This window comes from Lentibacillus sp. Marseille-P4043 (assembly GCF_900258515.1).
GTDB lineage: Bacteria > Bacillota > Bacilli > Bacillales > Amphibacillaceae > Lentibacillus_C.
Genome location: NZ_LT984884.1, coordinates 78,666 through 90,757, shown reverse-complemented (window position 1 = coordinate 90,757; position 12,092 = coordinate 78,666). Strand labels below are relative to the sequence as shown.

Here is a 12,092-nt window from a genome sequence, read left to right as displayed (position 1 = left end):
GAAGAATCGCATCTTGCCACATCCGAGTATATGAAACTAGTACAAGCAAGATGCGGAAATGAACAACTATTTGGAAATTAACTTTTCTTTTTCCCATGCAGGCAGCATTTTATTCAATGGTTTATCTTTACGATAGCCTAGTACGTATTCCGCCTGCATAACGGTATGAACTTCGCGCGTTCCTTCATAAATGACAGGTGCCTTCGAGTTACGTAAATAGCGCTCAACAGGGTATTCATCAGAATAACCATATGCACCGTGAATTTGAACAGCATCATCAGCAGCTTTGTTAGCAAAGTCACATGCTTGCCATTTTGCCAGTGATGTCTCTCTTGTATTGCGCTTGCCCTGGTTTTTCAATTCGCCAGCACGATAAACAAGTAAGCGGCTCATTTGCAGGCCTGCTTCCATGTTAGCAATCATCTGCTGTACAAGTTGGTGGCGACCAATTTCCTTACCGAATGTTTCCCGTTCATGACAATACTTCACACTTGCTTCCAGACATGCCATGATTTGTCCGCATGCCCCAGATGCAACCGTAAAGCGTCCATTGTCTAATGAGGCCATGGCAATTTTAAATCCTTCTCCTTCTTCACCAAGTAGGTTTTCTGCTGGTACACGAACATTGTCAAAGAATAATTCACCCGTATTACCAGAACGAATGCCTAATTTTCCTTTGATTCCTTTAGAAGAAAAACCTTCCCACTCGCGCTCCACAATAAATGCAGAAATACCGTGATGTTTTTTTGATTTATCTGTATAGGCAAAAACAAGAAAATGATCCGCCGTGTCACACAAGGAAATCCACGTTTTTTGACCATTTAAAATATAGTGATCGCCATCTTTCACAGCTGTTGATTGCAAGGAAGCAACGTCAGATCCCGCTCCAGGTTCGGTTAAGCCGAATGCCCCGACTTTTTCTCCTTTAGCTTGTGGTACTAAATATTTTTGTTTTTGCTCCTCTGTACCCCATTGTAAAATAGACATGCTATTTAAGCCTGTATGAACAGAAACTGCGGTACGAAATGCGGTATCGCCACGTTCTAGTTCTTCGCAAACAATGGCAAGCGCGTTGTAATCCATTCCACTTCCACCATATGCTTCAGGAATACAGACACCCATTAAACCAAGATTAGCTAATTTTTTCATAAGCGTTGGGTCAAACGTTCCATCCCGATCCCATTCCGCAATGTTTGGCATTATTTCCTTGTCAACAAAGTTTCTAACCGTATTTCGCAACATATTTTGTTCTTCTGAAAAATCAAAGTTCATCTGATCATCTCCTAATTAATTTGTTTTCGTAATTCCCAACTGTGTTAAAATTTCATCGGTATGTTCACCAGCATCAGGTGGGTGGCGCTTTACCTTCGTTGGTGTTCGGGAAAGTTTTAATGGGCTGCCAATCATTTTCACCTGGCCAGCCGTTGGGTGCTCACATTCAATAAACATGTTTCTTGCTTGTAATTGTGGATCGTTCGTAACTTCTTCAATATTTTGGATTGGTCCACATGGAATCTTGCCTTGTCTGCATTGTTCTTGCCAATAAGCAGTTGATTTCGTGGAAAAAACATCCTGCAATAGCGGTACCAGTTCTTCCCGATGTTGTACACGATTCGGGTTTGTCTTGTACCGTTCATCATGAGCAAGTTCGGGTTTTCCCAGAATGGCACATAACGCTTTAAACTGATTGTCGTTCCCCACAGCGATAACCATTTCCCCATCAGCCGTAAGAAAGGTTTGATATGGAACGATGTTGGCATGATGGTTACCAAGCGCTTGTGGAATTTTGCCTGACATTAAATAATTGCTACCAATATTTACAAGTGAACTTACCGCTGCATCATAAAGGGAAATATCCAGTTTCTGTCCTTTTCCAGATTGGGTACGTTCGAGCAATGCCCCTTGGATGCCAATACATGCATATAGTCCGGTTAAAATATCTGTAATCGCGACACCAAGCTTTTGCGGACCGGAATCTTTGTCGCCAGTAATGCTCATTAAGCCACTCATTGCTTGAATAATAAAATCATATCCCGGCATGTTTTGATATGGACCTGTTTCACCAAATCCAGTAATTGAGCAGTAAACAATCCCAGGATTAATTTTGGCGAGTGTTTCGTAATCAAGACCGAATCGTTCCATGGTACCGGATTTAAAATTGTTAATGATGACATCGCTTTCACGAACAAGTTTTTTAATAACCTCGATACCAGCTGAGGATTTAAGGTTAACAGTTATACTTTTTTTATTGCGATTCGCACATAAATAATAGGCACTCACACCATTTTCAAAAGGAGGACCCCACTTACGGGTATCGTCACTTCCACCTGGCGCCTCCACCTTGATCACCTCTGCACCAAGATCACCAAGGACCATCGTACAATAAGGACCAGCCAAAACACGGGATAAATCAAGGACTTTGATATTTTCAAGTGCTCCAGCCATATCATCACTCCTTTCAAGTTAATAAAAAAAGCCAATCCAAAATGACCACAGTCGTGCTGTCAGTCAAAATGAACTGGCTTTTATCTGTTGGAACAGGACTGGAATAGAACTGTAAACAGATTAGGCAGTGTAATTTTAGTTGGAATTATATGTCTAGCTTGTGTGGTAGTCCACATCTCTGAATTAGCTCTGATCATGTGATTGAACGCGGAGACGTTTCAACATGATTCTCTACTTATCAGTATAATTTATTCTGAAAAATTTGTAAATGCCTTTTTGAAAAATATTATGCTTTTTAATTTGTTGAAGGTTATTTCTTATCTTCGGTTGTGAATGAAGCATTTACTATTCTAGAAAAATCTACAATTTTGGTTAATTCATCATATAATTGGTCAAGTTCCTTCTCATCATTAACATGGTTCCTGACATCTTCAAAATGGGATTTATTACGGTAAACAGATTGACCAAAGAAGACCAATTCGTCATCCGCAACATTAATTATATCTAGCAAGCCCATGTAACCTTGCTGTCCATTAAGATTGTCAGCCAGATATGTGGTATCCTCCAACGCGCCATTTGCCAAATAAATTTCACTTGCTCTTTCATTAATATCTAAAAACTGTTGTTTATTTATTTTATTAACTCGATAGATTTTAATAACTGTATACATGCACGTCACCTCGCTAAGCTTATTCTATACATTCCACATTTCGTTGATAAAATCCTTTATTTTTTTAGAAAAAAGTTAAAAAATGCGAATGCCTGTGTAAAATGTGGAGAAATGTCGATTGGGATGGAGGTATGCTGGTGGAAATTAGTTGGAGAGTTTTGGCTGAGGGGGATAGCGGTGCGAGGTGGAAATATCGGAGTGAACGCGGAAATATTAGCTTGAGCGCGGAAACATCAGCCCGAATGCGGAAACATCGACCCGAATGCTGAAACATCAACCCGAAAGCGAGAGAACATCGACCCGAATGCGGAAACATCGACCGGAAGCGAGAGAACATCGACCCGAAAGCAGAAACATCGACCCGAGCGCGGAAACATCAACCCGAAAGCGGAAACATCGACCGGAAGCGAGAGAACATCAACCCGAATGCTGAAACATCAACCCGAGCGCGGAAACATCAACCCGAACGCTGAAACATCAGCTCGAATGCGAGAACATCAACCCGAACGGGGAAACATCGACCGGAAACGAGAGAACATCAACCTGAATACGGAAACATCGACCGGAAGCGAGAGAACATCAGCCCGAATGGGGAAACATCAGCCCGAATGCTGAAACATCAACCCGAGCGGGAGAACATCGACCCAAAATAAAATCGTGCACCACACTGGGATGCACGATTCAGATATTATTTTGCTGCTTTTTGTAGTTTGGTGATCATTTTTAGGGCGCGCCCTGTCCCGATAGCAACAGATTCAAGTGGGTTTGGTGCAATGTGAACGGGAACGAATATTTCACTTGCGAGCCAATCTTTCATTCCGTTTAATAAGGATCCGCCGCCAGTTAATACAATTCCTCTGTCAACAATATCGCCACTTAATTCTGGTGGGCAGTTTTCCAATGTTGCGCGGATTGCTTCTAATATTTGTTGCAGGGATTCTTTTAAGGCGTTGTAAATTTCTTTTGATGACACGGTTACTGTTTTAGGCAGTCCGTTTACCATATCACGGCCGCGGACTTCCATCGTTTCCTCATCATGATCGGGGTACGCGTAACCAATTTCCATTTTAATATTTTCGGCGGTACGTTCACCGATTAAAATGTTATATTTTTTGCGGATGTAATTAATGATTTCTTCATCCATTTTGTCTCCGCCGATTCGTACAGACTGACAAGAAACAACTCCGCCGAACGAAATGATGCCTACTTCAGAAGTTCCGCCGCCAATATCAACGACAACATTGGCAATTGGCTCATCAACTGGTAAATCGGCACCAATTGCAGCGGCAACTGGTTCTTCGATTAAATGAACGTGTTTTGCACCGTAGCTTGAAACGGCGTTATGAATAGCCCGACGCTCTACCGTTGTACTTCCAGAAGGCGTGCATACAACAACAGTTGGTTTCCGCATTGATAATCCCATTTTTTTGCTTACCTTTTTCAAAAATTCCTTTAACATTTGTGCGGTTATATCATAGTCCGCAATGACCCCGTCCTTTAATGGTCGGATTGGGACAATATTCTGTGGTGTTTTTCCTACCATTTCTTTCGCCTCAGCACCTACAGCAACGACGTTTTTTGTATTAATATCGATGGCCACAACTGATGGCTCGTTTAAGACAATTCCTTTTGTTTTTGAATAAACAAGAATATTTGCAGTACCTAAATCTATTCCAATTTCGGCATTAGATAACATATAAGCTCCTCCAATGATGACAATTTTCTTGTATAGCATTTCTATACCATAACACAATTTATGGGGGTAGATAAGTACTTTACATTATTTGTTATTTAACAAGAAAATCCATCTGTTATAGCGCCAAACGGGAACAATAAATAGGAAAAAATCAAGTGACATTATCATTACAAATCTGATAATTTTGTAATATAACAGGCGAAAATAAATCCGTGTCAATAGCCAGTTATTTGTATGTTTTTCCAACCCATTGAGGATTTTCCTATTTGCCCGATATTAGGAATTGATATTTTTCCTATAAATAAAAGGTTTTTGCTATACTCACTTGTAAACTATCTCTAGTAAACGAGATTTGGTAAGGACTTCCACTTTTATTACAAAAAATGCATGCTATGATTATTTTGCAAAAACAAAAACCAAAGGAGAGTGTAGCAAGATGTTCAAAAAAATCGGGGTCGTTACAGCATTATCGACAGCATTATTATTTGGCGGTTCATTATCCTCTGTAGATGCATCAGCAAGTACTGATCATTCACAGGGTCAACAATATAAAGTCTATTATTCTGTGAATGGTGGACATTGGAATAGCTTTTCACAAGATGATTTTAGTAATCTATTAAGTAATTATTTTAAAAAACACCATATCAATTGGGATTGGAATAATAAAAAGGCAACGCATGCCGAGAACAAGCACGATGTGAAACAGTCAGAAAAGGCTCAGGAACAACCTAAGAAAACCGAAGAACAATCAAAGCAAACGCAAGAACAATCAAAACAAGAGCAACCTGAAAAAACCCAAAAACAACCAGAAAAAACAAATTCACAAGCACAACAATCAGGTGCTAATAAGCAAGAACAACATAATCAATCACAATCACAATTACCTCAATTAAGTCAATATGAGCAACAGGTTGTGGATTTAACAAATGACGAGCGGGCAAAACAGGGCTTATCACCACTTAAAGCAGATTTAGAGTTAAGTAGAGTCGCTCGCGAAAAATCACGCGATATGCAAGCAAATGGTTATTTCGATCATAATAGCCCGACTTACGGCTCACCATTCGATATGATGAAGTCATATGGCATTAGCTACCGCACAGCTGGTGAAAATATTGCCAGAGGTCAACGTACACCTGAAGAAGTAGTCAATGCATGGATGAACAGTGAAGGTCACCGCGCCAACATTTTAAATCCTGACTTCACGCATATTGGAGTAGGATATGCTGCGGATGGAGACTACTGGACACAACAATTTATTGGAAAATAAGATTGATATTTTTGAGGGACTAGCTTCGGTTAGTCTCTTTTTTTATAAAAGCGGAAAGTCGCCGAACAAAAGCGGAAAGTCGCCGGACGAAAGCAGAAAGTCGCCGGACGAAAGCAGAAAGTCGCCGGACGAAAGTGGAAAGTCGCCGGACGAAAGCAGAAAGTCGCCGGACGAAAGTGGAAAGTCGCCGGACGAAAGCGGAAAGTCGCCGGACGAAAGTGGAAAGTCGCCGAACAAAAGCGAAAAGTCGCCGAACGAAAGCGAAAAGTCGCCGGACGAAAGCAGAAAGTCGCCGGACGAACATGAAAAGTCGCCGGACAAAAATCAAGTTTTCCCTGTTCAGCCGATATGTTCGATTGAATTATCCATCACTTCAATGATATGATTACCTCTCCCTAAGTTTTGTAATCTGTTTTATGAGGAAGTATTTTAAATAGGTATGCTATTAACAGGTCGTGTTCCGCATAACATTATCCCCTTTGTAAAAAATATAGCTGCGAAGATGTAGCGATACACGTTTGGTGACATAAGTATGATTATAACAGGGAATTTTTACATAGATACAATAATTGTGAGGTGAGTGTATGGTCCAAGGAGCAGCAAATTGGAATACGGAATTAACGCAGGAATGGCTTGAAAATTATGTGGATGACTGGGTATCCTTTTATCGGAAGCATACGACTGAAGGGGAAGTAGCTTCTTATATACCCATCCTGGCTGAGGCAAATCGAGACAATTTAGGTATTTCGATTATCGGGAGAAATGGAATGACCATTCGTTCTGGCGATGTGAATGTTCCGTTTACGGTACAAAGTATATCTAAGGTCCTAAGCTTCATTGCCGCCTGTATGGAGCGAGGGGTTGGCTATATGCTTGATCGGGTAGACGTTGAACCTACAGGTGAGGCATTCAATTCAATTATGCATTTGGAAATGAAGCAATTGAAAAAGCCGTTTAATCCATTAATTAATGCAGGTGCCATCACCGTTACATCGATTTTACAAGGAAAAACATCCGATGAAAAATTAAAACCAATCCTTGATTTGATGGAAATGATGCTTGGATATCGTCCAGCGATTAATGTGGATGTTTATGAATCTGAACGTGATTCCTCGATGCGAAACAGGGCAATTGGTTATTACTTGTTGGAGACCGGCTTTTTGGAATCAGATTTAAATATTACGTTAGAGACGTATTTTAAACAATGCTCCATCGAGGCAACGGTTGATGATTTGGCAAGGATCGGTATGATACTCGCGAATGATGGGGAAGATCCTAAATCAGAAGAGGAAATTATTCCGCGGCAAGTTGCTCGCATCGCCAAGGCATTAATGCTGACGTGCGGAATGTATGATGCGTCAGGAAAATTTGCGACATACGTTGGTATTCCTGCTAAAAGTGGTGTTTCAGGTGGGATCATGGCAGTGGCTCCACCTCGTGTTCGCGAGGAAGAATTACCGTTTATCGATGGATGTGGGATTGGAGTATATGGCCCTGCATTGGATGATAAAGGGAACAGTGTAGCAGGTATACGCTTACTACGGCACATCGCCAAACAATGGGACCTAAGTATATTTTAAGAGGGGAGGAGACAGGGACAAGAAAGCCTGTCCCCATGTCCCGCCGAGTAACCCTCTCATCTTGAATTAAAGGTTTTTAAATGCTGTTGCTTTTTGTTTTGGGGCTTTTGTCATTAGGCTTACACTGATGAATAGTATCGTCGAAATGAGCAGCCCCCAAATGCCAGCGCCTAGTCCTAATGGTTTGGTGCCAGTGAATTCTAAAACAAGCACAATAAGAGCTCCAAGTGATACACTGGAAATTACACCGGCAGCGGTTCCGCGTTTCCAAAAGAATGTCCCGAAAAAAGATGGAACTACCACAATTAAACCGGAAGACGCGGCGACAGATAAGACAGCGATTAAATCCAGTTTTAATTCGGCGAATGCAAAAGCCAATACCGCAATGATAGGGATGACGATTTTTCCGACTTGTAATTGTTTGTATTCATTTGGCTGTTTTTTAAAATTACCATAGACATCACGAGCGAACATGGATGACAATGTCAGCATAATCGAGTCAATTGTTGAAACTGCGGCAGCCAAAATGCCAACCATCACGATAACTCCAAGGATCGGCGGAATCAGATCAGAAGACAACAATTTCGGTGTTGCTAAGTCCGCAGTTGAAAGATCCGGAAACATTTGCAATGCAGAAAAGCCCCATAACACGGATACGAATGTATAAATGAATCCAAATAATAAGAAGCCGATTAACATTTGCCGTAATCCTTTAAGCGACGAAGGCATGAACATCCGTTGGCTCACCTGTGGATTTGACAGACTGAAGAAAAACCAGGGCAGTGTCAAACCGAGAAATGTGAGAAAGTCAAAATAGCCATTACCAGGTACGGATAAGGATTCAGGATGATTTGTTTTTAGCGTGTCAAAAAATTGCCCAAATCCACCCAATCCGTGAATCAAAAGCAGGACGACGATGGTTGACGTGATGATCATGATGACCGCTTGCAGGGAGTCTGTCCATACAACAGAACGAATGCCTGCTGTGTAGGAAAATAGCAAGGCTAACACGGTTGCGATAATGACTCCTGTAGTGAACGGTATTGCATTGTTTGTAATACCTTGCAGGAGATAGCCCACCCCAGCAAGCTGAACTGCGCAATAAGGAATAAGAAACAAGCAACTGACAAGAGCAATTGCCGCAGCTGCCGCTTTGCTTTCATACCGATCACCAACCATTTCGGAAGGTGTTACATAGCCAAATTTTTTACCGGCCAGCCAATAGCGCCGTCCAAATAAAGCAACAAGCGTAACTCCAGTGAAATAGACAATTTCAAATCCAAGTGCACCGACACCTCCTTGATACGTAAGTCCAGCCAACCCGACCAGCATAAACGCACTGTATGTTGTTGCACTATAACTTAACGCGGAGAGGATGCCATTCATTTTGCGTCCACCGAGGAAAAATCCTGACATATCCGTCTGCTTACCACGCCGTGACATAAAAGCGACCGCTAATGCTAGAATAATATAAATGGCAATACCCCAAGTAACAATCGTTGTATTCAATCTTCTTTCCCCCAATCTTTTGTGACGATTATAGTAGCGATGATAATAAGTATCCCGATTATTCCCCAAATCAAAAAGCTTCCATACCAGGCTTTGACATCTGACATTACAGTGTAGGGAAGCAGGTAGGCCAGCACAATTAATACGGCAATGATTGCTCCCCAAATTAAGGTTGATTTTTTGTTTCCCATGTTTATTTCTCCCTCTCTTTCATGTGAACAATTGAACATAATGGAAAATAGGTTGATAGATTTCTGTACCATTATCAACCACGCTTATTTTTACATATGTCTTTACACATATATTTACATAAACGGATTGAAAAAGCAACATTTTTTTAGTGTGTTTGCTACATACTTGTTTGGTATACTAGAGATAACATCTTGACACGTGGCTTGACATTGTGTTTACAAATTAGCATGAGTGGAGGGTAAGGGATGAAAGAGGAAGGTAGTAAAGTGCTTGGAGAAGAACGAAGGGAATTGATTTTGACCTGGCTGAAAGAGGGCAGCAAACCATTATCGGGGAAAATATTAGCGGAACGGACAAATGTAAGTCGACAAGTAATTGTACAGGATGTTTCCCTTTTGAAAGCAAAAGGTGAACCAATCATCGCGACTTCGCGTGGTTATGTTTACTTCAATGAAAACAATAAAAATCCGGGATGTACTATGATTATCGCTGTTTGTCATCGATCGGAGGATACGGCAGATGAATTGTATACACTCGTTGATCATGGCGTTTCAGTTAAAAATGTCATGGTCGAGCACCCGATCTATGGGGATATCACTGGTTCCTTGATGCTGAAGAACAGGCGGGATGTAGATGCTTTTCTTCATGAATTAAAATCGAAGCAGGCGGAATTATTATCTCGACTCACGGAGGGGGTTCATTTACATACGATCGAGGCTGATACACAAGAACAATTGGATGAAGCTTGTGAGGCATTAAAAGCAGCCGGTTATTTATTGGAACACTAAATGGGAGTTGGAGCTAGACGTGGCACATCCTGCTGCAAGTAAAATAGAGCCAAATTTTATACTTTCTTTAAATAAAGGAGCTCAGCATTTTCATCATCCGAAAATGCTGGGCTCCTTTTGAAAAATTATGATGCTCTGGAAGCTTGTTTTCGTTCTTCTTTTTCTTCCTTAGCAACTTTTAGGAATTTCTTTGTTTCGTATACAACGACACCCGACAGGCCTAATAAGCCAATAAGGTTCGGAAAGGCCATTAAAGCGTTCATAATATCGGCAATTCCCCAAACAACACCAAGCTTTTCTATGGCGCCATACATAACGGCTAGAACGAATACAACTCGGTAGTAAGGGATAGCCTTATCATTAAATAAATATGCAAAACACTTTTCACCATAATAGGACCAGCCAACAAGGGTCGAGAAGGCAAAAAGTACGATTCCGATTGTGACGATATAGCCACCAGTGTCACCTAAAAATGTCGAGAATGAAGCGGCTGTTAAATCTCCACCTTCTAAGCCACTGCCTGCCAAACCTGACATAACAATGGTAATGCCAGTGATCGAACAAACAATAATCGTATCGATCAATACCTGTGTCATCGAAACGAGTGCTTGTCTGCCTGGATAGTCAGTTTTGGCCGCAGCTGCTGCAATTGGTGCAGAACCAAGACCAGCCTCATTAGAGAACACCCCACGGGCAACCCCATACCGGATGACTGTTCCGAGCACACCACCACCAAGTGCACTACCAGTAAAGGCGTCTTCAAAAATTAATCCGATAACAGATGGTACGGTATCAATGTTCATAGCTACGATAATAAGGCCGCCGATTACATATAATAAAGCCATGATCGGAACGAAGAATGCGGTAACTCGTCCAATACTTTTAATCCCGCCTAAAATTACCAAACCAGTTAAAATCGTAAGGATAATACCTGTTGCCCAAGGTGGTACATTAAATGATCGCTCCAATGCATCTGACACAGAGTTGGATTGGACCATGTTACCAATACCGAAAGCTGCAATGGCACCAAAAATGGCAAATAACACACCTAGCCATTTCGCTTTTAATCCGCGTTCCAGATAATACATCGGTCCACCAGACATTTCTCCCTTACTGTTGACAACCCGGTATTTAACAGCAAGAAGCGCCTCGGAATATTTTGTTGCCATACCGAATAAAGCAGAAATCCACATCCAAAACACGGCTCCAGGACCACCAAGGACGACTGCTGTTGCTACCCCAACAATATTACCTGTCCCAATGGTTGCAGCCATTGCAGTTGTTAATGCCTGATAATGACTGATATCCCCCTTTGATTTTTTGTCTTGACGTGTCGGGCTGAATGCTAGTCTTAACGCATATGGCAGCGTACGGAATTGCAGGAACCCAAGGCGAATGGTGAGATACAAGCCTGTCCCAACAATTAAAACTAATGTTACAGGCCCCCAAACAAAACCACTTATTTTGTCGATGATATCATTCATGTTTTTCCCCCTTCATCTATTTTTTAATTAATATGCCTATAATAAATATTCCGAAAATGAGCAAAAAAGTCAAGTGCTTTTTTAAAATTGTTTAACAATGGCTGTTTTCTAAAAGATTGGGACTGCGATTACTCGCCCCACCGAAAACATTTGTTGTTTGTTATACAATAGAAGGATTATGTGCAATAACTAGGAATCAAGTTCGGAGCTTTGACAACCGCTACGGGAAAGCATCCACCCGGAACGATCCCGGACGGCGGGAAACGAACGTACTTATAGAAAAGAGCCCAGCGGTTACGTCGCAGTTTATAACAACTACGCAATTATTAAGCAACAAACATTACGAAAAAACCTTAACTATAAATTCTACCGGAAAGAAGAAAACATAGAATTTTTTCCAACTAAAACGAAAATCCGTTATAATGAAACTAGCATATGTTAGAAAGTAGGTGTGTTTCATT

14 protein-coding genes are annotated in these 12,092 nt (G+C 41.2%); 7 read left to right on the top strand and 7 right to left on the bottom strand.

Annotation, left to right across the window (positions count from 1 at the left end):
- Positions 1-66: 66 nt before the first annotated feature.
- The 3 genes from C8270_RS00475 to C8270_RS00465 form a co-directional block, all read right to left on the bottom strand.
- A complete protein-coding gene (locus C8270_RS00475) occupies positions 67-1,272 on the bottom strand; it encodes an acyl-CoA dehydrogenase family protein (protein WP_106494610.1) in 1,206 nt (401 codons plus the stop codon).
- A 15-nt stretch (positions 1,273-1,287) separates the two neighbouring features.
- Complete coding sequence (locus C8270_RS00470; RefSeq protein ID WP_106494609.1) at positions 1,288-2,445, bottom strand: CaiB/BaiF CoA transferase family protein; 1,158 nt, start codon at positions 2,443-2,445, stop codon at positions 1,288-1,290.
- 310 nt (positions 2,446-2,755) lie between these two features.
- Positions 2,756-3,115, bottom strand: coding sequence for a DUF1428 family protein (locus tag C8270_RS00465; protein ID WP_106494608.1), 360 nt, complete (start codon positions 3,113-3,115; stop codon positions 2,756-2,758).
- 137 nt (positions 3,116-3,252) lie between these two features.
- On the opposite strand from C8270_RS00465, the gene C8270_RS20555 reads away from it, so the two are divergent.
- From C8270_RS20555 to C8270_RS19600, 3 genes are read left to right on the top strand one after another with little or no spacing between them, the layout of a single operon-like run.
- The gene (locus C8270_RS20555) at positions 3,253-3,384 is read left to right on the top strand and encodes a hypothetical protein (RefSeq protein ID WP_267894820.1); all 132 of its coding nucleotides are present in this window, start codon (positions 3,253-3,255) and stop codon (positions 3,382-3,384) included.
- Positions 3,378-3,548, top strand: a complete 171-nt coding sequence (locus C8270_RS19605; RefSeq protein ID WP_158701539.1) for a hypothetical protein — start codon at positions 3,378-3,380, stop codon at positions 3,546-3,548. Before C8270_RS20555 ends, C8270_RS19605 begins: the two co-directional genes overlap by 7 nt.
- Positions 3,542-3,730 carry a hypothetical protein gene (locus C8270_RS19600; RefSeq protein WP_158701538.1) on the top strand — a complete coding sequence of 63 codons (189 nt, stop codon included), beginning with the start codon at positions 3,542-3,544 and terminating at the stop codon, positions 3,728-3,730. Before C8270_RS19605 ends, C8270_RS19600 begins: the two co-directional genes overlap by 7 nt.
- Positions 3,731-3,803: 73 nt before the next feature.
- Here the strand turns inward: C8270_RS19600 and mreBH are convergent, their stop codons facing one another.
- The gene (gene mreBH / locus C8270_RS00460; protein ID WP_106494607.1) at positions 3,804-4,811 is read right to left on the bottom strand and encodes a rod-share determining protein MreBH; all 1,008 of its coding nucleotides are present in this window, start codon (positions 4,809-4,811) and stop codon (positions 3,804-3,806) included.
- A gap of 436 nt (positions 4,812-5,247) precedes the next feature.
- On the opposite strand from mreBH, the gene C8270_RS00455 reads away from it, so the two are divergent.
- From C8270_RS00455 to C8270_RS00445, 3 genes are all read left to right on the top strand, one after another.
- A complete protein-coding gene (locus C8270_RS00455; RefSeq protein WP_106494606.1) occupies positions 5,248-6,078 on the top strand; it encodes a CAP domain-containing protein in 831 nt (276 codons plus the stop codon).
- Positions 6,041-6,463: a hypothetical protein gene (locus C8270_RS19595; protein ID WP_158701537.1), complete on the top strand. Its 423-nt coding sequence runs from the start codon at positions 6,041-6,043 to the stop codon at positions 6,461-6,463. Before C8270_RS00455 ends, C8270_RS19595 begins: the two co-directional genes overlap by 38 nt.
- Before the next feature lie 199 nt (positions 6,464-6,662).
- Positions 6,663-7,658 carry a glutaminase gene (locus tag C8270_RS00445; RefSeq protein ID WP_106494605.1) on the top strand — a complete coding sequence of 332 codons (996 nt, stop codon included), beginning with the start codon at positions 6,663-6,665 and terminating at the stop codon, positions 7,656-7,658.
- Between the two features lie 66 nt (positions 7,659-7,724).
- Here C8270_RS00445 and C8270_RS00440 read toward each other — a convergent pair whose 3' ends face one another.
- Entirely contained in the window at positions 7,725-9,167 is a 1,443-nt protein-coding gene (locus tag C8270_RS00440) for a sodium:solute symporter family protein (RefSeq protein ID WP_106494604.1), read from the bottom strand.
- The gene (locus C8270_RS00435; RefSeq protein ID WP_106494603.1) at positions 9,164-9,358 is read right to left on the bottom strand and encodes a hypothetical protein; all 195 of its coding nucleotides are present in this window, start codon (positions 9,356-9,358) and stop codon (positions 9,164-9,166) included. The genes C8270_RS00440 and C8270_RS00435 overlap by 4 nt, the downstream gene beginning before the upstream one ends.
- A gap of 246 nt (positions 9,359-9,604) precedes the next feature.
- Here C8270_RS00435 and C8270_RS00430 point away from each other — a divergent pair, with 246 nt between their 5' ends.
- Positions 9,605-10,147 carry a transcription repressor NadR gene (locus C8270_RS00430; protein WP_106494602.1) on the top strand — a complete coding sequence of 181 codons (543 nt, stop codon included), beginning with the start codon at positions 9,605-9,607 and terminating at the stop codon, positions 10,145-10,147.
- Positions 10,148-10,272: 125 nt separating this feature from the next.
- Here C8270_RS00430 and C8270_RS00425 read toward each other — a convergent pair whose 3' ends face one another.
- Positions 10,273-11,631 carry an alanine/glycine:cation symporter family protein gene (locus C8270_RS00425; RefSeq protein ID WP_106494601.1) on the bottom strand — a complete coding sequence of 453 codons (1,359 nt, stop codon included), beginning with the start codon at positions 11,629-11,631 and terminating at the stop codon, positions 10,273-10,275.
- Between the last annotated feature and the right edge of the window lie 461 nt (positions 11,632-12,092).